Source organism: Salinivibrio sp. YCSC6 (assembly GCF_004916735.1).
Classification (GTDB): Bacteria; Pseudomonadota; Gammaproteobacteria; order Enterobacterales; family Vibrionaceae; genus Salinivibrio; species Salinivibrio proteolyticus.
In genome coordinates this window covers 478,757-503,186 of sequence record NZ_CP039517.1, presented here as the reverse complement: position 1 = coordinate 503,186, position 24,430 = coordinate 478,757, and the positions used below count along the sequence as shown (strand labels likewise).

Here is a 24,430-nt window from a genome sequence, read left to right as displayed (position 1 = left end):
GTCACACCCACTGCTTAAAAACGGAATCTTGTTGTTCGCCCTCCACGGGCGTAAATGGATTTGGCTTGTATAGGCACACAGGCACATCGTCTGAGTTAAACCAAAACACCCCTTTGCTAGGCCCCAAGCATTGCGCGATATCGTCCGTATTGGCTTGTGCTAAAACGGCATCCCAAAGTCGTTGGCTTTGAAAACGCAAACATAAAACTTGACCGGCAACTTCTATCTTCAACATCGCTTGTAAGTGCACAATAAAGTCATCTGCACAGATTTTGTCATCCACTGCAAATATTACCGAGCTGGTATCAAAATAAGGCAGTGTGCGCCATGTCTCGACGTTAGCGATATCCGGTCCCATATTCACCAAATAAGGGCTTTGCTCAAGCAGATAATCAAAGGGAGTCCCTGCATATAAGGGCAGTATTTGCACGACACTAAAGTGTTCTTGAATCAGTTGCGCGGCATCACTGATCCTTACTGCATCAACGAGAAGCCAATAATGCGTTGCCATACACTTATCCCTCTTCTCGCAAACAAGGACAATCTTGGCGAGGACATGAACCATCGAATTGTCGTTGACACAATTTCAGCACAGGAAGGTTTGCCACCGATGCCACTTTTAAGGTCGCAGGCGAAAGCTGCAGGGGTAAAGGATCCGGACTCTCTGGCGACTCCACCCCAAACGGGAGGGCGGCGACTTTACCCGCATAGCCACTGCCTGCACCGGGGCTGCCGCCTGAGTTGAGGTTAATCGCTGGGCCCACAAGGTGGACACCGCCGCCATTAATGCTGACAAAACTGCCGCCGGCTTTGACCGTGATACTACTCCCTGCCTCAATCACCGCTTTTTGACCGGCTTTGATATGAATTTCATTGCTGGCGTCATTCACCCACACTTGGCCAGCTTTAACATGCAGCGAGCCGTCGACAATCAGGGTTTGGTCTTGTTGGGTGTACTGGCGACTCTCTCCCTCCACGGTATGATGCGCATTGCCCATCACACGATGAAATTGATCGTTGTGTACCTGATGATGATTGTCATGACCTATCTCGGTCACGCGGTCGTTTTCTACCTCGGTGTGCCAGTCTTTTTGGGCGTGTAAATACACTTGCTCACTGCCCGATTGGTCTTCGAACGTGAGCTCGTTGTAGCCCTCACCTTGGTGGCTCTCGCTGCGCCAAACCGTCTTGGTTTTGTGTGCCGGTAAGGTATAAGGCGGCACATTGGTCGCATGATACGTGCGCCCGGTGATAATCGGTTGGTCCGGGTCACCGTGTAAGAAGGACACAATCACTTCATGGCCAATGCGGGGAATCGCCATCATGCCGTATTGGCTGCCTGCCCAGCCTTGCGCCACCCGTATCCAGCAGCTGCTTTTGTCATCGCCGTTGGAATAACGGTCCCACGGGAAGTGGACTTTCACTCGCCCGTGTTCATCACAAAAGATTTCTTCGCCATCCGGTCCCACCACGGTGCCTATCATGGGACCATCCACTTGAGGTTTGGGCGTGGGGGTGGCGCGCCACGGGGTGGTGGCAGGAATAAGCATAAACTGGTTGTTGTAGGTGGTGGCGCCTTGGCCGCCCTCTTCTTCCAGTGCTTGCGGTTGGCTGCCTTGGTGATGCACCCGCACCACTTGCCACGCTTGGTTCACGCTCTCATCCAGATGGTCGCTGATGGTAACGCGATAGCCAGCCCGTAATGCGGGTTCATTGCTTTGCCCGTTGGCGTGTTCAGCCTCACGGCGTAAGAACTCTAAGCGGGTTTGGTTAAACGCCTGTCCAGTGGCGTCGTCTTTAAAACGGCCCGGGAAGTCAAAGTGCTCGTAGCTGTCGGTACGCTGGTAATCAATGCCATCGGCTTGCGCCGCTTGTTGGAAGCTGTAGCTTGGCTTTTTAAAGCTGTAGTCCTTTAAGGCCGTGTGACTAGGGCGTGCCGCGGTGTGGCGTGTCAGGCCATAGATATACGGGGTATCAGTGCGACCGCCGCTGACAGCATTATAGGGCACAGGACTGTCAAGCTGGGGCAAGCTGTCGGGCGCATCAGTCACTATCAGGGTATGGGTGTTGGCATCGTGCTCATGGTGATACACCAAGCCTTCTTCTGCCGCTAAGCGGTGGAAGAACGCTAAGTCACTTTCACGGTACTGCACACAGTATTCGCGCTCGGCATAGTCACGGGTTAGCGAGAAGCTAACCTCCGTCACCCCCATTTCCGTGAGCAGAGTTTCTAGAATAGTCGGCACGGTTTGGTGCTGGAAGGTACGACTGTTTTGGCGAAGCGACAGACGATACAGGGCGGGCACCAAGGTTAAGCGGTAGCGGGTAAAGTGATGACCAATGTCACCTTGGCTAAAGGCACTAGCGATACCCTGCACCCGTTTGACCAGCTCACCATTGCGCCACAATGTCAGCTGCACCGGTTTGTCGACCACTTGCTCTGGCGTGATGTCGGTATGGCGGCTCGCCAAGGCCACCTCATACTGGAACCCATACACCGGGTTGCCATTTAGGCCAGCTTGGTGAGAGAGGCACTCGTCCCCTTGGTAGTCCACCACCACGAACGGTTGCGGGTCCAGCCCCGCCACGGTTAACGCTATTTGCAATGTCGCCATCTGTGTATCCTTCGCCCTGCTTGTTTACCCTGATACGTTCAGCCAGACCCTGCCGTCTGGCTCAACGCACCACAGCCCGCCCGTAAAGGCAGGCTGTTTGTGTCTTCATGTCGCCATGAAAGATTAGGCTTCGATAGGCTTGCGCCAGTCGTCTGAGCCTGAAGTACCTGCGTTGACGTGGTCCCACGTGATTTTGCGGTAAGACATCGACACCGTCAGGTTCTGCGTAAAGTCTGACTTCGCCGGGTCTTGGCAATGAGGCATCTCGCAGTGAATGTCCACAATCGAGGCGCTTTCCAGCTTGGTGGTAAAGAAGTTTTCTTGTTTACCTTCAATCGACGTGCGGTACCACTTCAGCTCAACCGTTGACATCTTCTCACCTGACGCCAGTGCGTTATAAAGCAACGGCACCGCTTTGTTGAGCGCAACAGTGAATTTAAATGGCTTGTGCACACGTTGGCCTGATGGCTGACCTGACTGAGGGTCAGTCGGTACCGTCACGTTGTGGTCAAACTGTTGTACCAGCATCTCGTCTTCGTGGCCTTCTACAAAGGCATCACCGATAGAATCCGCGGTGCAGGCACCGGCAGTAATCAAACCCTGAGTTTCACCTTCAATCGAGATATAACATGGCGTTGGCATAATCGCTCCTTTCTTATTAATGGAAGAGGCTTTCCAGTCGGTGCCTCTGTTCGCTATCCCATATAGCGAAATGCATGCCAGCTTTTTTAGCCCTAAAATTCAGTGCTTTACTCTCTCACTGACCAATTTTTTGCACGCCACAAGCAAGTTTTTGCTCGGCGAGGCAAGAAGTTGCTTTACGGTCAGATTAACGATGAGTCAACATGGTTGTCATATCTAAATCGGCATTATTGAAGCCAGATTGTATTGTCGAGAAACACTATATTGTCGACAAACGACTAGAGGAGATTGTCAGGAAATCATCAAGATCGCTGTTTTCGAGCCCAAGTCACATAATCTTGGATGACAGGTTCTGCGAGCAACAGATCAAGCGTGTGGTAGGAGCGGCCTAACTGCTTTTCACTGAATTGACGATGGATAAAGGCGTGGCAACGTCGGCATACCCAGATACCATGCTCGCGCATGTAGGCGCGGGAAAAGCGTTTGGTAAACCACTTATTGTTATGGCAGGTTTTCGGGATCAGGTGATGGAAGGTCAGCGGGCGTTGGTGCTGACAAATCACACAGGGGGTTGAAGAAGGTGGAGGCATTGGCATCGCGTGATTGCACAACGAATGAAGGGGACATCACCCAAGCGACGTCCCTTTCAGTATCAAGCCAGCAACTTACGCGAAGTTGTCGCGCAAGTACTCAATGATATCGTCTGACTCATACATCCAGTGCGTCTCACCGCCTTGGTCGATACGCAGACAAGGTACCATGCCTTTGCCGCCTTCGGTTTGCAGGCGCTGCCACTCTTGTGCATTCGCATTCATATCCACCAGCGGGATATCGAGCTTTAACTCCGCCATCACCGCACGAACTTTATGACAAAATGGGCAGTGTTCTTTGTGATACAAGCTTAGTGCGTTCAAATCAGCCATCATGTTTCCTTTTTGAAAAAGCGGCCATGGGTGTGCCGCTGTTTACTGTCATTGTTTATCCCTAATGATGGCATTGAAGACGGTATTGATGCTAGTCATCAACTCGCTTTGTTGGCACTAAATTGCGACAACCGCTCGACGAGTGTACGGGTTTCATCAATGAGGCCACTGATTTCTGACGCCGATGCGGTGGTTTTTTGTGCCAGCGCACGCACCTCATCCGCTACCACAGCAAATCCTCGGCCCGCATCCCCAGCCCGAGCAGATTCAATCGCCGCATTAAGAGCCAGTAAATTGGTTTGGTCAGAAATACCGTTAATCGTCCCTGTAATGGTGCCAATGCTATCTAGAATTTGCACCATCGATCCATGCGTGTCGCTGATCACCGCGTTCCGTTCACTCACATCAGAGCCATAAACGATAGTTTTGGAAAGCTTTCCTTCGTCATCTAACACAGGTGACATTACAGCTTCTACCGTCACACGCTTGTGCTCATGTTCACAGGTAAAATGCTGCTGAATGACTTGGCCAGATTGGAGACGTTTTAGATCATAATCGCCGACTAACCCTTTTAAGTCGCGGTAACGGCGTTGGCATGCGTCCAGACTCTTTTCCCCAAGGGCATTTAAGCCATGACTATTGATCAACTCAAAGTGTCCTTGCGAGTCGCACTCAATCACGATGTTACTTTCGGAAATCGCTTTTAGACGGGCATCATTCTCCACCGCTTCAGATTTGGTTGCATTAACATTCGCCTGCACCGAGATATACCGCTCGACTTGACCATCATGACCAAAAATTGGGTTAATCGATAACGAGATCCAGTAAGGTTCACCCGCTTTGGTATAGTTGAGTATTTCTTCGTAAAAAGGCTGGTTATTATCAAGATTATGCCGAATGCGCGCCACGGTTTCTGGGCTTGTGTTCTTGCCTTGCAATACATGCCCAGGCTTTTTACCAACCATGTCTTCCAAGGTATAGCCCGTCATGTTGGTAAACCCAGGGTTCACATACTCAACCAAGCCATTGGGGTCGGTGATAATCACTGAGTTATCCGTCCCGTTAGCCACCAGTGACAGTACCTTAAATTCTTCTTGCTGCTTTTTCTGCGCGTCGATGTCTTTCACAAACGCGGTGTAGAGAATATCACCGCTGTCGAGTTTGACCCGAGATAGAGATAGATTTGCCCATATCGTTTGGCCGTCAAAAGTGTGTAATTCAATATCGCGTGACGTGCCCACGATTTTGTCTTGGCCGGTCTCCCTGTTGGCGTTCACAAATTGATCATGTCTAGATTGGATCTCAGCAGGCACCAGCATTTTCACATTTTTGCCTAACACCTCGTCTCGTTTACATCCCCACAATGCTTCAGCCGCTTTATTGAAAAAGATCACTTCATTCTTGCTGTTAATCGTGACGACTGCATCAATACACTGTTCGAGGGTTTGATTAATGATTTCTTGCGACTCTTTCTGTTTGCTGATGTCTTTTACAAACGCGGTATAGTGGATGTGCTTGCCAACTTGGACTTTCGATAACGAAAGGTTACACCATGCGATACTGCCATCTTTACGTTCAACCTGAACATCGCGCGATGTGCCAACAATCTTGTCCTCACCGGTATTTCGGTTGTTATTCACATAGCTGTCGTGATTCGCCTGATACATTCTCGGCACCAGCATTTTCACATTTTTACCGAGGACCTCATCGGGACGATATCCCCACAAACGCTCAGCGGCGGGATTGTAGTAGGTGATGTTATTGTGGTGGTCAATCGTCACAATCGCATCGATGGCTTGATCGAGGACTTGCTGTAGTGCACCCTCACCCTTTCTTAGTAACTTTGACTTAAACATGGCAAGCCCTCCCATTAACATTATTAATACAAATATCATTACTAATGTGAGGGTAAAACTAGTTCGTTTATTGGTAAAAGGAGGTGTAAAAAAAATGAGTATCTCAAAGAGAGTATGAGTATATAAACATTCGCCAATAAAATTGCCTTTTTAAATTAATGACCTATGCATCATAATCAAGCCAGCCGTTCCACATGCGTGTTATCACCTTGTTAGAGGTCCGATGAGAGTGGCGTGCGAATGTATCCAGTTGTAGTCATATTATGATATTTACCGTCATGTCATCCGCACCGTCAGGTCTAATACTACCTCAGCGCTTTTTGGTAACAGACACCATCGATATTGTGCCCAGCGACACGGGCGATATTCGATACCGTGCCACATTCAATAAAGCCATTGCGTGTTAGTACGGTTTGAGAAGCAATATTGGTGGTCGCAGCCAGCGCATGCAATGTATTTAGCCCATACTCACGTGCAACATCTAACGCATATTTGACCGCACGAGAGGCCACGCCCTTCCCAGTTTGCTTCTCAGCAATGCGATAGCCTAACGACCCTGTCCCTGATACCACATCAATTTGGCTGATATTAACGCGACCAATAATGGCTTGGCTCGCATCAGTAATCAGCATGGGAATGTGTTCGTTTTGCGCGTGAAGCATAAGCAGTGACTCAATATGCTCAGCAACTCCGTCAAGACTATAAAAAGCGTCACCGCGACTATCAACGAAGGTTTCAAAATAGGTTCGATTAACCTGTTCAAACGCGAGCAACGCCTCTCGGTCGTGGCTCGTCAGTCGACGCACTAACAGTTGCATAGTCTCTCCCATCAGTCAGGGCCATGTTCGAATTGTTTCAACGCTTCATTAGGCGAGTGCCAAGGCGCTTTGGACGCGATATGAATGTGAAAGTCCGGGGCATGGCGCGGTGCCGTATCGAGGATGCCAAGCCGAATATTGAAAAGCCCTTTCTTCACTTTGTGTGAAAACAAACTGGCTCCGCAGTGCGCGCAAAAGGCGAGTTCGGTTTCGTCACTTTTGGGGTAATAGCGGATATCTGACGCGCCCGACACAATAGCCACTTTACTCTTTTCAATGCCACCCACGGATGAATAATCAGCGCCAGTAAATTTGCGGCACTCAGAGCAATGGCAATTCCCCATATAAAGAAATTCATCCGGGAAAGAGAGGTGTATTTTTCCGCACAGGCAACTCGCTTTAAGCGTTTTCATCAGCTTTATCCTTGTCCAACGAATTTAACGCTAGTGTATAAAAACACTAGAAACAAAGCGATCGTTATTCCTGATAATGCTGATATAAAACAATTATTTAATGTCCTCCTTACTCTTTTCTCGCAAGTGAGCCTTGGCAACATAACACTATTTACACTGTAAATAACGCTCATCACCTGTCTAGACCCTGAACAAAAAGTGACGTTGCTCACATAATTATTGCGATTTTATGAATCCCGCCGTAATATCCGTCGCGACGGACAAATTAATGAGACTAACGTCACAGTTGTGCCGCTAGCGTTTCCCATCGGACGGACTACTTGTATTCGAGCATCTGAGGTTGATATGAAATTGGCACAGGTTTCATCCCCCGTTCGGACCGTGTTTCATGGTGCCGGGCAATTCCTAGCCATTGCGCTTTATTTTGCGGCTATCGCTGGCATTATTCATTACAGCGTCGCCGCCCATAACGTTGCCTCTGAGGCGTCACTGATTGAGCTTTCCCAGCTTATATTACTCGCCGCGTCCGTATTTACTTTTCGGCGAATCGCCCATGTACATTGCGCATACAACTCGGCAGCGTCGCTAATGAGCGCCTTTTTCTTAGTCCTGATGATCCGTGAGCTTGATGCAACATTAGACATGGTTTTCCACGGTTTTTGGAAAATCCCGGCGCTCACCGTCACGGCACTCGCTCTTTGGCCAGCAGCCAAAAACTGGCGTGAAACGGCTGAGAGTCTGGCAAGAATCGTCACATCTAAATTCGCTCCCGTACTGATGGTCGCCTTAGCGCTGTTACTCGTTTACTCGCGTTTGTTTGGCATGGGCGAGCTTTGGGAGCAAGCAATGGGCGCCAACTACGTGCGTGATGTGAAAAGCATTGCGGAAGAAAGCACTGAGCTGATGGCGTATGCCATGATTTGGCTCGCGGCACTCGGCTATTGGTTTGAAGCACGTCGCGCCCAAACGATCGACGAGACGCAATTATCTCACCCCGTATCTGAGAACGATCTCCCGCTGTAACCGCAATAAACCTAAGCGGAATAAGCGACACAAAATGTAAGCGGCCAACGGGTCGCTTTTTTTATGTTTGCTCAAACACCAAACTGATGAACTAGCTAGACGAACATGTCGGCGATAGTCGACATCCCGGCTTAATGCTATTATTAGAGCGAATAGATTAAGGAACTCATATATGGCTAAGTCGTTTTTCGCCTTGTTGGCGTTGTTATCGTTTTGTGTGTATGCCCAACCCGAGTCCGACACCCCAGCTAACACGGGCCAAGTGGTGACCGAAAAAAACGAGTCTATTTGTAAAACCACCTTTAGTCGCGAGATGTTCAATCAGCAGATGACATTTAGCGATCAGGACAACGACAAAAAAGTCCGCCGTATTGCTGAACGCAAAATTGCGGCGGCACGAGAGGCCTTTGCGGAAACCGGTAGCTACTGTGACGCCGCAGATGTGCTCCTCACCTTTGAGCCCAAATCGCTATCCAGTAAAGATGGTGACGCGCAATTTCGAGAGTAAGTCATCATTTCCCACCTTATTCATTTGGCGTAAAAACACACAGAAACCAGACTGTGTTAGACTGTTTGCCAACATTTATTCAGGCAAAACACAAAACAGTTATGAAAAAAGTACTTTGCCTCGTGGCATTTAGTGTGATGTTATCCGGCTGTGATAACAGCGAGGTGGGCGATGTGAGTTTAGGCATGTTCACCATGAAAGATATCAAACTCAATCACTTGGTTGATCCTATCGTTACCGGCGTCACCTGCCATGTCGCCTCGGTAGAAGCCGACCTCAGCTTTGCTGATCCCAGCGACAGTGCGATCTCTTGTCGACAAACCGGTGAGATTACGCCCGAGATGATCGCGCAAATTGATAAAAGCGACTCCGGTGAAGTGGTGTTCCGTAAATCAAAAAGTATCTTCTTTAAGTCTATGAAGATCCGTCGTATTTACGATGCCAAAAACCAAACTTTGATGTACCTGTCCTATTCCACCAAAGAAACCTCTGGCAGCTTTAAGCATAGCTTGTCGACCGTCCCATTATGGGGAACCAAGGCGTATCAGTTATCGCCTCAAAAAGGCTAACAATTCACTGAATAAGCGGCTACCATAGCGGGCCAATAGACTAAAGATGCTCGCGATGAAAACGGTAGAATCTCGTATCGCGGCGTGGTTAGATGAAGTGGTTATCGGGTTAAACCTGTGTCCCTTTGCTGCCAAACCGCGCCGAAATCAACAAATCAAAATAGATATCTGCACCGCATGTGACGATGCAGATATTCTTGAAGCCGTATACCAAGCACTCACCGACTTGGCGCAGACGGATCCGGCGATCACAGACACGACCGTTCTCGTCGTCCCGAACGCACTCCATGATTTTGAACATTATCTTGATGTGCTGTCGATGGCCGAGAATCTTATCGACCATTTTGGTTGGCGAGGGACTTTCCAGCTCGCCAGCTTTCATCCGCAATATTGCTTTGATGGTTGTGAACCTGATGATGCAGAGAACCTCACCAATCGTGCGCCTTATCCGTGCTTTCACTTGATCCGTGAAGACAGTATGTCGCGAGCACTTGCACATTACGGTCAGGATCCAGAGACGATTCCGGCGCGCAATATCGCCTGTGTCTCTGCACTCACTGCCTCTCAGCGAGCCGCGTTGTTTCCGTGGTTATCCACTGACGAAGACGCATAAACGACGTGCGTTTCACCCAAATCGCACTCCCCTAAACGCAAGGTTAACTCGTCCCCATTAGCAAGGGGACCAACCCCTTCAGGGGTGCCAGTAAACACCACATCCCCAGGACGTAGCGGGAAGGTATCACTTATATGTGCAATAAGTGGCACCACTGATGTCAGCATGTGTGCCGTATGGCCTTGCTGCCGAATTTCGCCATTAATCGCCAGTGAAAAGAAAACATCGTCCCAGTTCTTTGGGGTTGCCACAAAGGGGGTTATCAGCGCGCTGCCCGCAAATGCCTTTGCCCTCTCCCAAGGCAACCCCTTTGCTTTTAGGTAACTTTGTTGGTCACGTCGTGTTAAATCCAGTCCCAACGCCATCGCCCCCAGACCTGATTGTACCTCCGACGGTGTTGCCTCATACAACGGCTGGGTGATCAGAACTGCTAGCTCGGTTTCAAAATGCACCGGCGCAAACTTCTCTGCCAACGTCAGAGCGTGACCGAGCGGTTGGATCGTGTTTGGCGGCTTGATAAAAATCACCGGTTGTTCTGGAAGCGGATTATTGAGTTCCGCCGCATGCGCCGCGTAATTTCGCCCGACACAATAAACCTGTCCGACTGGGAGTGTGATCACATTCCCGTTTATCCATTGGTGTTGATAGTCCATGTCCTTGTGGTTCCTTGGCGATTAAAAGTCGATCCCTGACCAATTTTGATAACGAATTAATACAGATTGCAAGACAGAGTTAGCATTTCAAAGGTCGCTGACTTGTTGATTTTCAACTCAGCGCTAACGATAAAGCAAGGCACACAAGGGAGCCAATATGGAGCACTTTACCTTAGAAGAACCAATTGCCTGCATTATCTTTGACTGCGACGGCACCTTGGTTGATTCAGAGCAACTGTCTCACCAAGCCTTAGTTGCTACATTTGCGTCTTTCGGCGTGGCAATTGACTTGCAAGAATCATTGGATCATTTTGAGGGTGGCAAACTCACCGACGTGTTGCGTCAAACCTGTGAGCGCTATGCCGTGCAACTCCCTATCGACCAATTAGAACCCAGGTACCGTACCTTATGCCACCAGCTGTTTGAACAATCTTTACAGCCCACTGCAGGCATTGAAGAAGTGCTAAAAACGCTGGCCACCCAAGGCATCGAGATGTGTGTTGCCTCCAATGGGCCGACCGAAAAGATGGCGCATGCACTAACCCTCACCGGCTTAATGCCTTATTTTGAAAACCGACTCTTTAGCGCCTTTGATACCAACAGCTGGAAACCTGCGCCGGACTTGCTTCATTATGCTGCCATGAATATGGCATGCCCGTCTCAACAGTGCATTTTTATTGATGATACCAATCGCGGCATTCAAGCGGGTATTAACGCCAACATGCGCACCATACACTTTAACGCTAACCCAAACGCACTCACCACAACCCACCCATTGGTGCATCGTGAATATTCAGCCGAAGGGCTTAGGCAATTGTTTTCAAAGGCGTATGTGGCGATCTCACCGTGAATGGCTGCTCAGCGCAATTGCATGTTGGCGCCACCATTCTTCGTCGACACGAATGGCCTGTAATTGACCCGCGCGCTCAATCAACCAATGCCGCTCCAATTTCAATGCGGGTGTACCAACCGCTACATTGAGTGCCGCCATCGGCGCCCCTTCTAAGGCTTCCCAACGGCTGGTCCAGTGACATTGATGAATGGTTACATTGGCAGACAATTTCTCGCTCATCGTCTGCTGCTGATATTGTGGGTAATAGTCAGGTTGTAAGTAAGTGCGAACATACCCCACAGGTACGCCCACTGACGAGACAACGCCTTCTGCTTGATAGATCGCACTAAAGGGTGGCAAGTGCATCTGTTGGCTCATTTCTGCACTGGCTAGCGTCGTCGTTTCTTTTTGAATCGCAAACTGTCCGCCTTGTGCGGCGAAATCAGTCGTCCAGTCTATCAAGTCACTGGGGTTATACCGCCAAGGATTCGGCGCAATAAACCAACCTCGCCGATCAAGCCGGTAGATACGCCCTTCTGCTTCTAAAACCGCGAGTGCTTCACGCAAAGTGACGCGCGTCGTATGGAAGGCTTCCGCTAACTGCCGCTCTGAAGGCAGCTTTTGCCCGGGGTCAAGTTGACCACTGTTGATTTGCTCTAAGAGTTGCTGGCGGATCGCCATAAACTGCATCATTGAATTAATACGCCTAGCCAAGGTTTGCGTTTCTTATGTGATCTTTCTCAACTTGCCTATTAAAACCTGACCTCAAGGTGCCAGAACTAGACATAGGTTAAGATAGAATCGCCAGTCTACTCGGAATTGCAAACAAGAACAAAAGATGTGCCAACGGATTAAGCAGGCTTTATCAAGGATTAGACCATGCCACACATTCACACTTTTCGTGTGTAGTTGGCTATTCGTTTCTCTCAGCTTGATGACCCAAAGTCACGCCGATGATAACCAGCTATCCGATTATTTTATCGAAACGTGGACCTCTGCAAGTGGCCTGCCTCACAATAGCATTAACGCGATTGAACAAACCACAGATGGCTACCTGTGGTTCGCAACGTGGGAAGGTATTGCCCGTTATAACGGGCTAGAGTTTGTTCTTTTCGATCGCGGTCCCAAAACCCGAATGCAAGATTCCGGCACCCGCGCACTCGCGGTTGGTCCCAAAAATGAACTCTACGCGGGTGGCGCACGCGGCAGTGTGGTGATGCGACAAGGGTTTTCATGGCACGCTTTACCGACTGCACCCAGTTTAGTGAACGATATTCTGCGTGACGCTGACGGCGGCCTCTGGCTCGCTATCGAAGGCATGGGCGTTGTCTATTACTCGGCTGAACAGTTGCAAATGCCTACTCCCCAACCCACACACTTTATCGAGACAATCAGTAGTTATCGTCTCGCGTTAGCGCCCAACAAGCACATCTATGCCGCCACAGAGAAAGGGGTTTATCTCTTGTCGGCGCAGCAGGGTGCCACGCCCATCTCTCATCATAACCTGTTCGAAAAAGTATTCTACGTCGCCACGGCTAACGATGGTGCTCTTCTCGTCGGCTCTGAGCATGGCGCTTGGCGCTATCAACAACAGCGGTGGACACCTCTCGATGGCGCCTTGCTTAACCAAGCCGTCACTCTGGTAGAACAAGACAGTCAGGGGGCTTATTGGTTTGGCACGCTGAGCCGTGGTGTTGCCCACTTGAGCGATGGCGAACTCGACTTTCTCGACAATCATCGAGGGCTGCCGAACAATCGCATTTTATCTTGGTTTGAAGACAGCGAAGGCAGTATTTGGATTGGCACTAACGGCGGGGTCATGCGTTTACGCTATGCCCCCTTTGTCACCCTGACCGCAGACCAAGGGTTGGCAGGAAATTACGTGCGTACCGTCTTAGCAGGCCAAGACCATCACGTTTGGGTAGGCGCGAGTGAGGGGCTTAGCCAGATAGATACACAGCATGGTAGTGCTCGAATACTAACAGATAATGTGTCGGTGCTCAGTCTTGCCCATCGCCGTCAAGGTGGACTCTGGGTGGGAACCTATCAGCATGGACTTCAGGTTTGGCAAAACGGCTCGCTGCATACGCCGCGCGGCATCAATGGCCACTTGCCCGATGATGAAGTCCGAGCGATTTTAGAAAGGCCTGATAACACCTTATGGGTTGGTACTCCTCGCGGATTGGCAAAGCTCAATCAGGGGACCCTAGCCCAGCTTTATGATAGCCAGAATAGCGATATGCCCGGCAGTTATGTCATGGCATTGGCGAGCGACGAACAAGGTAAAGTCTGGGTAGGAACCGGACGCGGGGTTAGCTATATTGAAGCGGGTCAACTCCACACACTTGATCTCTCACAACAAGAGCAAGCTCAGTATGTCTTTGGCTTTTATATTGAGCCGGGATTTGTTTGGATGGCAACCGACCGGGGCGTGATTCGTTACTCGCAAGCCGATGGAAGCCTTGCGCTTGTTGGTCGTCCACAGGGCTTACCGATCGATAAATTTTTCCAAATCATCAAAGATGATAGCGATAATTTTTGGTTGTCGAGTAACCGTGGTATTTGGCGCATTAACTATCAACAAGCGCATCAAGTGGCCGACGGTACGCGCCAACGCATCGATTTTGAGCATTATGATCAAAGCGATGGCATGGCGAATAACCAAGCCAATGGCGGCTCGTCACCCGCAGCGACGATAACACCAGACGGCACCTTACTGTTTGCAACCGCCAAAGGCGTGGCCAGTGTGAGTCCGGATAGAATTGCGCGATTGCTCAGTCGCCCACTGCCTATTGTGATGCAGCAAGTCCAATTTGATGGTAAAGATATTAACCCCGAAGCCAATGATATTGCGCCAGCGGGTACCAATCGCGTCCTCTTTTCTTACGCTGCGCTCGGCTATTCGATGCCAGAACAAATCCAATACCGTACCCAGTTGGAGGGGTTTGAGCTTGATTGGGCCTACCGGCACGAGAGTCATGATGCGGAATACACTAACCTGTCACCGGGGATTTATACCTTTAAAGTAAGTGCTCGCTACCCTTATGGGGAATGGAGTGACGATGTATTGCGTTACCAGTTCACCTTAGAGCCTTCGTTGTGGCAACGTTCGGACATACGCGCACTTGGCTTTTTTCTTTTTGTGAGCGCAGCGTACGGCATCTTTTTATGGCGTATTCAACGCTTACAACAAAAGCAATTGCAGCTGAAAGCCCTGGTCAAAGAGAAAACGCAGGCGCTTCAAGCGCAAGCCGATGACTTTGAGCGGTTATCCAAAGAAGACCCTCTCACCGGGCTGGCGAATCGTCGTGCGTTTGATGAATATTGGCATCATGCCTTTGACCAAGCACGTGAATCTGGCGAGCCATTGCAGGTCGCTATTCTGGACATTGACCACTTCAAACGGATTAATGATCATTACTCCCACTTAGTGGGCGATCTGATTATTCAACGTGTTGGTGCGTTTTTAAATCAAGAACAAAAACACTTACGCCATGTGGCACGCTGGGGAGGCGAGGAGTTTACTCTGCTGTTTGCTGGCAGCGTTGCCGACGGATTCAGCTATTTCGACCACCTGCGTCGCCAAATCGCAGCGCTAGACCTGTCTGATATTGACACCACGCTCTCGATTACGGTCAGCATTGGCATGGCGGGTAATCAGCAAGCCAGTGACTATGTCGATGGTCTAAAACGCGCCGATCAGGCGCTGTATAAAGCGAAACGCGATGGCCGCAATTGTGTCCGCCAAAGCAAGAGTGAGCCGGTTGCTCGGTAGAGCGATGAGATCAAAAAAGGGAGCGTTTGACGCTCCCTTGTTCATGGTTCATTACAGCCTCATGCCGTCAACGATTACGCCATGGTATCTAGGCTTTTCTCGTATCCTTCAAATTGCTTAGAGACAGACTCGCTTGGACCACCGGTCAGTTTACTGATGATGATCGCACCTAGACCAGCCAAGAAGAAACCTGGGACGATTTCATACAAATCATAGATGCCACCCGACATCTGCTTCCAAACAACCACGGTGATACCACCAATCAAGATGGCAGCAAGTGCACCGTTACGGTTCATTCCACGCCAGAAAAGGCTCAGGAGCAAGGCCGGACCGAAGGCAGCACCAAAGCCTGCCCACGCATATGAGACCAAGCCGAGTACCGAACTTTCTGGATCCATCGCAAGCCCCAGCGCAATCGCAGAAAGCAAGATCACAGCACCACGACCTACCATCACCACTTCTTGTGTGGACGCGTCAGGACGGAATACTTGCTTATAGAAATCCTCTGCCAATGCCGATGAAGAAACCAGTAGCTGTGAATCGGCGGTACTCATGATCGCAGCCAAAATAGCAGCTAACAGAATACCCGCAATGACGGGATGGAAAGCAGCATTCACCAACAGCATGAAAATTTTCTCGCCGTCTTTCAAATCACCGGTCATGTCATTTTGTACGTACAAAATCCCAACCAAACCGATCAACACCGCACCAAACATCGACAACGCAGACCAACCCACCGCGATACGACGCGCTGTGGTGATGTCTTTGTTTGAACGCGTCGCTTGGAAACGGGCCAAGATATGAGGCTGACCGAAGTAACCCAAGCCCCAAGCAGCTAATGAGATGATGCTAATCCACGTCAGCGGCTCACCGTTAACATCGCGCCAGAGTGTCATCAGCTCAGGATTGATCGCGGCCACATCATTGCCCAGTTTGAAGACACTGCCATCCATAATAACAAAGGGCACAATCAGTAGGGCTGCCGCCATTAATAGCCCCTGAACCAAGTCGGTCCAAGAGACGGCTAAGAAACCACCAAACAAGGTATAGGACACAACGCAAATCGTGCCAATCACAACCGCGGTGGTGTAATCAAAGCCAAAGACGGTAGTAAAGAGTTTACCACCCGCCACCAAGCCTGAACTGGTGTAGAAAAGGAAGAAAAGCAAAATGAAGAAGGCCGAGATCGTTTGCAGAAGCTTTGACTTATCTTCAAAGCGACGCGAGAAGAACTCAGGCAATGTCAATGCATTGTCGACTTCAATACTGTACGTACGCAAGCGCTTGGCACAAATCAGCCAGTTGAGGTAGGTCCCCAACAGCAAACCGCCTGCTAACCAAAGTGATTCCATTCCAGCCGCATAGGCATAGCCAGGAAGGCCAAGCAGCAACCAACCACTCATATCTGACGCACCGGCCGACAGTGCCGCAGGCCAAGGACCTAATGAGCGGCCACCGAGAAAATAATCCTCGGAGTCGGAGGTACGTTTATACGCATATATACCAATGACAAGCATCAGTATGAGATATGCAAGAAACGTGGCACTGATGGCATAGCTATTGTCTATCATATCTGTCCCTCAATTACATGGCCCCTTCCGGGGCCATCTCTGGAAAGTTAATGTTCACCACTGCCGAGTTCCAGAAGCGTGGCATTACCACCTACAGCAGTGATATTAATTGTGCGGGTGCGCTCGGTCACAAAGCGCAGCACATAGTCAGGCGCGCCGATAACCGGATACAGCTGGGTATCGGACTCTGCGACCAGTGCTGCAATCACACCCTGTCGTTGTGCAAGCTGACGATTGACATCACGTACGTGTGTAAGCGTGCCTGTCGTCGCTAAACCCACAATATTGGGATGCGCCAAGAGCGGCGCGTTGGTATCAAGGTCAACACGAATGGCCACCCTGTCCGGACACCCTGCTTTGACCAAATCGGCCAACACGGCATCCGCCATATCGGTGTGAGTGCCCTCTACACTCACCACCACACAATTACCTGCCACCAACGCAGCCGCTAACTGCCCACACAGTGCGACATGCGTCAACGACGCATCACCTGTGATAGCAAACGTCCCGCGACCAACGGTATACAGCTCGTTGGTTTCCCCGGTTGGGCCAGGTAACTCGTGTACTTTATCGAGCAAACGCTCGGCACTATCACACTGAAATCGAATCATTTTTGCTGCGTCTGCAAAGGCTTCACCTCGTGCTGACACTGTGTCAGACCAACGCTGCAATAGCGCGATACGGCCTGCGACACCTTGATCGTTCCAGTCTTCCCATACCGCTTCAGATTGCTCAATGATGCTATTTAATTGGTTCATTTTTCTCTCCTGATCCTTTCAACCGACTTATTGGGCATTCACCGTCGCTTGAGTGAAGCGATACAAGTAATGCGGGCCACCGGCTTTCGGGCCAGTGCCTGATAAACCACGACCGCCGAATGGCTGAACACCAACCACAGCTCCAACTTGGTCACGGTTGACGTAACAGTTGCCAACACGTGCACGGTGTTCAATATGCGCACAGGTGGTTTCATTGCGGCTATGTACGCCCATCGTCAGGCCAAAGCCCGTACGGTTAATGTCATCAATCACCTTGTCCAACTCTTCAGCGCGATAGCGCACAATGTGAAGAATGGGACCAAAGTGCTCTTCACTGAGCTGATCGATGCTCCGGATCTCAAAGGCCGTTGGCGGCACAAAGGTTCCTTGGTCACACTCAGGAGAGAGCGCAACTTGCGTGACTAACTTGCCACTGCGTTTCATTTGTTCGATATGCGCGAACAACTTGTCTTTCGCGGTCTGATCTATGACTGGACCAACATCCGTCGACAGCAATTCTGGGCGTCCAACAGACAGTTCAGCCATTGCGCCTTTGATCAAGCTAATCACTCGATCGGCGATATCTTCTTGGATATAAAGCACGCGAAGTGCCGAACAACGCTGACCCGCCGACGCAAATGCTGAACGCAATACATCACGAACGACTTGCTCGGGTAAGGCGGTGCTGTCGACGATCATGGCATTTTGACCGCCGGTTTCTGCCACCACAGGCACAGGGTCGGCATCTCGCTCTGCCAAGGTACGCGTAATACGCTGCGCCGTTGGCGTCGAGCCCGTAAAGGCCACACCCGCGATACGCGCATCTTGCGTCAAGGGGGCACCCACCACAGGTCCACTACCCGGCAAGAGTTGAATAACGCCCGCAGGGAGCCCGGTTTCAAGCAACAACTCGATAGCGCGGTAAGCAATGATCGAGGTTTGCTCTGCAGGCTTAGCAACCACTGTATTTCCTGCAACCAGAGCGGCACTCACTTGCCCCAAGAAAATCGCCAATGGGAAGTTCCATGGGCTGATACAGGTGAAGACACCGCGTCCGTGATAACTCACCGATTGTTGGGTACCATCAAAGCCTTGGTAACTAAACGGAGCCGCCTGGAGTTCCATCGCTTGCTGCGGGTAGTAACGCAAGAAGTCAACCGCCTCGCGCACTTCATCGATACTGTCGTGAATAGTCTTCCCTGCTTCTCGGTGACATATAGCCACCAACTCGCCTAAATTCGCTTCTAGTTTATCAGCAAGGTCTAGTAAGTACTTACCACGCTCGCTTACATCGGTTTTTTGCCATTCAGGGAAAGCGTTCGCCGCATTATCCAGCGCTTGGTTAACCTGTTCAGCCGTAGCCCAATCCACACGCCCTACCACTTCGTTGCGATCATAAGGAGCATGCACAGCGTGGCTATCGCCTGATGGTCGTTCACCATTCACAATCGGACCGGCTTGCCATTGGTAATCTCCCATAAAGGGCGCAACGCTATCGGTGAATGGTTGCCATTCAGACGCAATATCCGTCGCAACGCCTTGGGAGTTTTGACGGGTCGCTCCGAAAATCTCACTCGGCAGCGGAATGCGATCATTGTGCAGCGTCGCATGCCCTCGCAAGATATCGACAGGGCTGGCAATCAGATCCTCAATAGGGCAACGTGCATCAACGAGACGGTGAACGAAAGAGCTGTTGGCACCGTTTTCTAGCAGACGGCGGACAAGATAGGGCAGCAAGTCTTTGTGGCTTCCCACCGGTGCATAAATACGTACATCACTATTAAATAGGCCTTTGGCATGGTTATACAAGGCGTCGCCCATGCCATGCAGGCGTTGGAATTCAAAATCCTGATGGGTCGCCATCGCCGCAATCGCTGCGATAGTATGCGCATTATGACTGGCAAACTGGGGATAGATGAGGCCACGCACATGATCGCTCAGTAAGAAACGCGCACACGCCAAATAGGACACATCGGTGGCTTCTTTACGGGTAAATACCGGATAGCCATGATGGCCGGTTTGCTGACACAGTTTGATTTCACTGTCCCAATACGCACCTTTCACCAATCGCATTGGGATCAAATCACCTTGTTCTTTAGCGAGCGCCGCTAGCCAAGTGATAACAGGTAACGCACGCTTAGAATAAGCTTGCACGACGAGACCAAACTTGCCCCACCCTTTAACGGCATCGTCGCGATAAAGTTTTTCAAACAAGGCCAGAGACAGCTCGAGACGATCGGCTTCTTCTGCATCGATGGTGATGGCGACATCTTTTTCTCGTGCACGTTTAAGCAAGACCAATACCGTCTCAAACATTTCTGTCATCACACGATCTTGATTCGCAACTTCATAACGCGGATGCAGAGCAGAAAGCTTAATAGAGACAGACGGCGACGGTCCTGAGTAGCTTGATTTTGCTGCGCCAACTGCATCAATAGCCTCTAAATAATCATTGAGATACTTGCGCGCATCGTCGGCCGTTAGGGCTGCTTCTCCCAACATATCAAAGGAATAGGTAAAGCCTTGGCTACGCGGCGTCTCACCGTTTTTTAACGCCTCGTCGATATCACGGCCCAACACAAATTGGTGACCCATGATTTTCATCGCTTGATGCATCGCTTGACGAATCACAGGCTCAGAGAGCTTATTCACTAAACGATTGATCACAGACGCAGGTTTTCCTTCGGTGCTCTCATCCAAAGTGACCACTTTGCCCGTTAACATCAGCCCCCACGTTGAGGCATTAACGAATAGCGAGTCAGAATGACGCAAGTGTGCTTTCCAATCGGCAACGCTAAGTTTGTCACGGATGAGTGCATCGGCGGTATGCGCGTCAGGAATGCGCATCAGTGCTTCTGCTAGACACATCAGCAAAATGCCCTCGCGTGTGTCCAAGCTGTATTCCAGCAACAACGCATCAATCATTTGCACGGCTTTCTTATCCGCACGGACTTGCTCAATGAGCTTGGTCGCCTGGTGGCGTGTTTGTTCACGCTCTGTCTCTGACGGCTCAGCAAGAGGGATCAATTGGGTTAGCCATTCACTTTCATCAACACAGTAAAGTGGCGATATTTCAGACCAAATCTGCGCTAGCGGACGCTCGATAAACGATGGCTGCATAGCATCGATGGCTTTAAACATAGTGGTATCCTCACTCACGTCCTTCCCAACTCGGGCAGGAAAATGTTACGTCATTGTTACTTGGCGATCGATTCTATGCGGGGTCTATCGTCAGGGTCTTACAAAAAGCTCCGGCATTATTGCAAAATCCTCCGGTAATTAACAAATAAAGCTGTCGATCGCCATGCCTCCATAACAAATAGGACGCATGGCGACGATAAAAATAGGCACGAGATCGCGTTGTGAACAAACGCTAAGGAGTCAACTTAAACTTTGCGGGCGAGACGCCAAAATAGCGTGAAAACGCATTGGTAAATCCACTTTGACTGGAGAAGCCACAGCTGTCAGCGATTTGTGCCATCGTCAAATCACTTTCTTTAATCAGTTGCTTTGCCAACGCGAACCGCTTTTCCAACACATATTGGTGGGGAGTCATCCCGACCTGTTCTTTAAACAGTTGATGGAATTGGCTTTCTGCAAGAAAAACACTACCAGCCAGCTGGGCGACGGTAATCTTGCGACTCATATGTTGGTGAATATAGCGGTCGATGATATCCATGTTGAGCCGATGACCGTCTCGTCGTGGTGAAATGTGGTCACGAAAATGGCGGTGCAACACACACATCAGGGTGTCGGCACACGCTCGACTGAGCAATAAATCGGTTGGATTGGCAATCATTTCTGCCGTTAACGCTTTAATTAAGGTCTGAGCCTGAGTGTCGAGCTGAAAATACGCATCACGCTCAAAAAGGCGAGCGATATTGTCATGCATCGACGCATGCCCAACCCATTCTTGATACGGTAAGTTAATTACCAGTATTTCATTGCGTCCCACACCGGTAAAGGCGTGCTCTTCGGATTCGGTTACCAAGCACCCCTGTCCCGGGCCAACGAGGCTTCCTCGCCCACCGACATCAAATTCCGTTTGTCCTTGCAGCCCTATCACCACTTGTTTGTAATCATGGCTATGGTGCAATTGCTGGCTGGGTAACGCTATCACTTCAGACACTTTCGGCGTCTTTACCATTGACCGTCACTATCACCGTTAACCTATGTCGCATTATTTTGTCACGATTATCAGTAGCACGCGATCATCATCTTTCGGAACTATGATCAAGAACCTCTATTTTTACGGCCGATGTCATTTGGACTAAAAAAATGCGGAAGATCCCTCATTTTTGATTAATAGATCAGCGTAGAAGAACAAAAAAGACAACAAAACAATGACAGTGTCAGCTGCTAAGCTACTGTCTATAAAGCGGTTAAAGGCGATGCGATGAAAAACCTCTTTGCTTGATCATCGTTTCGAGGCGATCAATGGCGATCTTGGCCTTGATCATGGTTCCGTCACACGCGTCGTCACACAATCTTATTTGAAGCGCGGCGGCGCTTAAGGTAATCTCGCGTGGATATTAAAAACAATGAACACAGTTGCACCGATCACGTCGCAGAATGCTGACTGCCGTCAAATAATTAACACGGTTTGCGTGGCAACACTGGTTTCCGTGATAGTCTACTTTTTGGACATAGGTATTATTATTGCGACACATGCGTAAGCAAGGGAACTATGACAACGAAATACATAAAGGCGCTATGTTTAGCGCTCCCTCCCCTACTGCTAACCGAGTTGGCGTTCGCTGAAAACGCGTCTTCCGCGGATAACATCGATCCGGTCAGTGAGTTGGTTGAGAAACTTCGCGCAAAAGAAGATGTGCTGGAGTCTCAAAACGATGAGCTGGCCCTGCAGCAGGCGAAGCTTGATGACCTTTTAGTTAAACGCGCCACGTTAGATGACGAGCTAAGTCAACTGCAACGCGAGCGCAGTGAGGCTAAAGCCCAGCTGGACGCCAAGTTTCAAGACTTGATTGCTGACCCAAGTACCGACATTGGTCCTTATCAGCAGGCGTACCAACAAGCCTGGCAAAAGGTTAATAACCATCAACAGGAACAAGCTGCGAACGAATCAGCGATTATCGAGCAGAAAAAGTTGCTCGCGCAGCAAGAACGCCAGCAGGCTTTATTAGCCACTACGTTGGAAAACCTGCACGAGGCCATGCGTGAAGCTCGGGCTGAACGCTTGCGTAAAGAGTTGACACAAAAAGACACCATTGAGGTTGTCCATAGTGTCACCTGTGCGCCCAATATGACGCTTGCCGCTTGTGCGAATCAAGGTAAGACCTTGACAATGCAACAAGCCATTCGCGAATTCCGTGGCCAAGTCACCGACTTTGTCACCGAATCGGCGGCGGTGAAGCAAAACATCGATAAAGTTGCTTTCAACATTCACGTCACTAACAGTGAAGTGGTTGATGCAGGCTTTACCGGTGGCACCGACTATACCACCCGCATTAAAGCGGAGCTTGTCAGTCGACCGGGTAAAACAGCAGCCTGTCGCTTGTTAGATCTGGAAGATCGCTACTGTGTTGAAACCACACAAGCGCAGCAACAAGCCAAGCATAAGCAACAAGCAAAACGCTGGGTCAATGTCACTGTTCGCTCTAACCGTTATGACGACAGCGTTAAAATTAACGACGTGTCTTATGGCAGCACACCTGTTGAACTGATGCTTCCTGTTGGCACCCATGAACTGACGGTGAGCAAACCTGGGTTTGTCTCATACAATCGCGAAGTTTATCTGGGCAAAGATCAGGTCGTTTGGGCCAAGCTCGAAGAGCAACCTAACCGTCCACCTAGCCCGGGAAAAAAGTTTACTGACCCTGTATCTAATAACCTTGAAGCCCCGCAAATGGTGGTTATTGGGGCAGGTGAATACAAAGTCGGCCCAGACGCACGAGAAAACGTTGCGGTACGCCACTCGTTCGCGATTGGCTCGACGCCTGTCACCGTGGCGCAGTTTGATGCTTTTGTGAATGCGACTGGTTATGTCACCGCTGCAGAACAAGGTAATGGTTGTAATATGTTGGTTAATGGTGAGATCAGCCAAAGCTTGGAATCCGACTGGCGTCAGCCTGGTTTTGACCAAGCCGCAGATTCACCCGTTGTTTGTGTGAACAAGAAAGATGCCAATGCTTATACCAAATGGCTCAGCCAACAGACCGGCCATAACTACGCACTGCCGAACGATGTGCAGTGGGAAGTGGCGGCCCGTGGCGGTACAAACAGCGATTTCTGGTGGGGCAACGAAATTGGTGTCGGCAACGCCAACACAGGCTGGAGCGGTACCGTATGGTCAAACACACGAACCTCACCGGTTAAAAGCTTCCCGCCCAACCCCTTTGGTGTCTATGACACAGCCGGAAATGTCTGGGAATGGGTAAGCAGTGAAGAGCCAATTGCCCGTGGTGGTGCTTGGAACTTTTCACCGCAACGTGCTCGCGCATCAGAGCGCTTGGACGTCGGCGAAAACATGAGTGCTAATTACCTTGGTTTCCGCGTGATCAGAAAAATCTAGTCTGACAAGCGATAGTATCTAAGTCCCTTAAAGCCGCTTTCTCAAGCGGCTTTTTTTCTGCTTACTTTATCGGTAAGCATCATCCGCACGGTACGACTTGCCGACGTACCACGACTGTCCATAACCCAGCCGAATCAACAGCAGAACAATACACTGGTTAAGAAAGCGTTTATCAGTTACTTACACTTTGCAGCATAGATTGATCTTAACCACAATCTTTAAGTAAAGTCACTTTATCTTGTGTCAATGGGTCAAATCCCCCCTACCCAACGTCTAGGCTTCTGGATATAGTGGCAAACGTAAACAGTATTTGTCCCGATAAATGCTTT

At 50.0% G+C, this 24,430-nt stretch carries 21 protein-coding genes; 7 read left to right on the top strand and 14 right to left on the bottom strand.

Annotated features, from left to right (window positions below):
* Position 1 precedes the first annotated feature (1 nt).
* From E8E00_RS16125 to E8E00_RS16090, 8 genes are all read right to left on the bottom strand, one after another.
* Entirely contained in the window at positions 2–511 is a 510-nt protein-coding gene (locus E8E00_RS16125; RefSeq protein WP_168174080.1) for a DUF4123 domain-containing protein, read from the bottom strand.
* Positions 512–515: 4 nt separating this feature from the next.
* Positions 516–2,615 carry a type VI secretion system tip protein VgrG gene (gene tssI, locus E8E00_RS16120; protein ID WP_096631897.1) on the bottom strand — a complete coding sequence of 700 codons (2,100 nt, stop codon included), beginning with the start codon at positions 2,613–2,615 and terminating at the stop codon, positions 516–518.
* Between the two features lie 123 nt (positions 2,616–2,738).
* Positions 2,739–3,257, bottom strand: a complete 519-nt coding sequence (gene hcp-2, locus E8E00_RS16115) for a type VI secretion system effector Hcp-2 (RefSeq protein WP_069590456.1) — start codon at positions 3,255–3,257, stop codon at positions 2,739–2,741.
* 302 nt (positions 3,258–3,559) lie between these two features.
* Complete coding sequence (locus E8E00_RS16110; RefSeq protein ID WP_131825055.1) at positions 3,560–3,847, bottom strand: hypothetical protein; 288 nt, start codon at positions 3,845–3,847, stop codon at positions 3,560–3,562.
* A gap of 75 nt (positions 3,848–3,922) precedes the next feature.
* Positions 3,923–4,183 (bottom strand): glutathione S-transferase N-terminal domain-containing protein, encoded by a 261-nt coding sequence (locus E8E00_RS16105; protein WP_240531966.1) that lies wholly within the window; start codon positions 4,181–4,183, stop codon positions 3,923–3,925.
* Positions 4,184–4,278: 95 nt separating this feature from the next.
* Positions 4,279–6,036: a PAS domain S-box protein gene (locus E8E00_RS16100; RefSeq protein WP_096631899.1), complete on the bottom strand. Its 1,758-nt coding sequence runs from the start codon at positions 6,034–6,036 to the stop codon at positions 4,279–4,281.
* Positions 6,037–6,341: 305 nt separating this feature from the next.
* Positions 6,342–6,854, bottom strand: coding sequence for a GNAT family N-acetyltransferase (locus E8E00_RS16095; protein ID WP_168174081.1), 513 nt, complete (start codon positions 6,852–6,854; stop codon positions 6,342–6,344).
* A gap of 11 nt (positions 6,855–6,865) precedes the next feature.
* Positions 6,866–7,267: a GFA family protein gene (locus E8E00_RS16090; RefSeq protein WP_069586789.1), complete on the bottom strand. Its 402-nt coding sequence runs from the start codon at positions 7,265–7,267 to the stop codon at positions 6,866–6,868.
* A gap of 345 nt (positions 7,268–7,612) precedes the next feature.
* On the opposite strand from E8E00_RS16090, the gene E8E00_RS16085 reads away from it, so the two are divergent.
* The 4 genes from E8E00_RS16085 to E8E00_RS16070 all read left to right on the top strand — a co-directional run bounded on the left by E8E00_RS16085 (position 7,613) and on the right by E8E00_RS16070 (position 9,980).
* On the top strand, positions 7,613–8,290 hold the full coding sequence (locus E8E00_RS16085; protein ID WP_136588413.1) for a hypothetical protein: 678 nt from the start codon (positions 7,613–7,615) through the stop codon (positions 8,288–8,290).
* Positions 8,291–8,462: 172 nt separating this feature from the next.
* Complete coding sequence (locus E8E00_RS16080; protein WP_096631908.1) at positions 8,463–8,798, top strand: hypothetical protein; 336 nt, start codon at positions 8,463–8,465, stop codon at positions 8,796–8,798.
* 101 nt (positions 8,799–8,899) lie between these two features.
* The gene (locus E8E00_RS16075) at positions 8,900–9,367 is read left to right on the top strand and encodes a CreA family protein (RefSeq protein ID WP_077454832.1); all 468 of its coding nucleotides are present in this window, start codon (positions 8,900–8,902) and stop codon (positions 9,365–9,367) included.
* A 46-nt stretch (positions 9,368–9,413) separates the two neighbouring features.
* A complete protein-coding gene (locus E8E00_RS16070; RefSeq protein WP_240531967.1) occupies positions 9,414–9,980 on the top strand; it encodes a DUF1415 domain-containing protein in 567 nt (188 codons plus the stop codon).
* On the opposite strand, the gene E8E00_RS16065 is transcribed toward E8E00_RS16070, so the two are convergent.
* Positions 9,932–10,633 (bottom strand): fumarylacetoacetate hydrolase family protein, encoded by a 702-nt coding sequence (locus tag E8E00_RS16065; protein ID WP_096631912.1) that lies wholly within the window; start codon positions 10,631–10,633, stop codon positions 9,932–9,934. The genes E8E00_RS16070 and E8E00_RS16065 overlap by 49 nt on opposite strands.
* 157 nt (positions 10,634–10,790) lie before the next feature.
* Between E8E00_RS16065 and E8E00_RS16060 the strand changes: the two genes are divergently transcribed.
* The gene (locus E8E00_RS16060) at positions 10,791–11,483 is read left to right on the top strand and encodes an HAD-IA family hydrolase (RefSeq protein ID WP_096631915.1); all 693 of its coding nucleotides are present in this window, start codon (positions 10,791–10,793) and stop codon (positions 11,481–11,483) included.
* On the opposite strand, the gene E8E00_RS16055 is transcribed toward E8E00_RS16060, so the two are convergent.
* Positions 11,475–12,158: a GntR family transcriptional regulator gene (locus tag E8E00_RS16055; RefSeq protein WP_096631917.1), complete on the bottom strand. Its 684-nt coding sequence runs from the start codon at positions 12,156–12,158 to the stop codon at positions 11,475–11,477. The two genes, E8E00_RS16060 and E8E00_RS16055, sit on opposite strands and share 9 nt — an antisense overlap.
* Positions 12,159–12,399: 241 nt before the next feature.
* Between E8E00_RS16055 and E8E00_RS16050 the strand changes: the two genes are divergently transcribed.
* Positions 12,400–15,240, top strand: a complete 2,841-nt coding sequence (locus E8E00_RS16050) for a two-component regulator propeller domain-containing protein (protein ID WP_096632758.1) — start codon at positions 12,400–12,402, stop codon at positions 15,238–15,240.
* 74 nt (positions 15,241–15,314) lie between these two features.
* On the opposite strand, the gene putP is transcribed toward E8E00_RS16050, so the two are convergent.
* The 4 genes from putP to E8E00_RS16030 form a co-directional block, all read right to left on the bottom strand.
* Entirely contained in the window at positions 15,315–16,811 is a 1,497-nt protein-coding gene (gene putP / locus E8E00_RS16045; protein WP_069586781.1) for a sodium/proline symporter PutP, read from the bottom strand.
* 47 nt (positions 16,812–16,858) lie between these two features.
* On the bottom strand, positions 16,859–17,569 hold the full coding sequence (locus tag E8E00_RS16040) for an aldehyde dehydrogenase family protein (protein WP_096631920.1): 711 nt from the start codon (positions 17,567–17,569) through the stop codon (positions 16,859–16,861).
* 27 nt (positions 17,570–17,596) lie between these two features.
* A complete protein-coding gene (gene putA, locus E8E00_RS16035) occupies positions 17,597–20,710 on the bottom strand; it encodes a bifunctional proline dehydrogenase/L-glutamate gamma-semialdehyde dehydrogenase PutA (RefSeq protein ID WP_096631922.1) in 3,114 nt (1,037 codons plus the stop codon).
* A 232-nt stretch (positions 20,711–20,942) separates the two neighbouring features.
* The gene (locus E8E00_RS16030; RefSeq protein ID WP_096631925.1) at positions 20,943–21,716 is read right to left on the bottom strand and encodes an AraC family transcriptional regulator; all 774 of its coding nucleotides are present in this window, start codon (positions 21,714–21,716) and stop codon (positions 20,943–20,945) included.
* Positions 21,717–22,256: 540 nt separating this feature from the next.
* Here E8E00_RS16030 and E8E00_RS16025 point away from each other — a divergent pair.
* A complete protein-coding gene (locus E8E00_RS16025) occupies positions 22,257–24,101 on the top strand; it encodes an SUMF1/EgtB/PvdO family nonheme iron enzyme (protein ID WP_096631927.1) in 1,845 nt (614 codons plus the stop codon).
* Positions 24,102–24,430 lie beyond the last annotated feature (329 nt).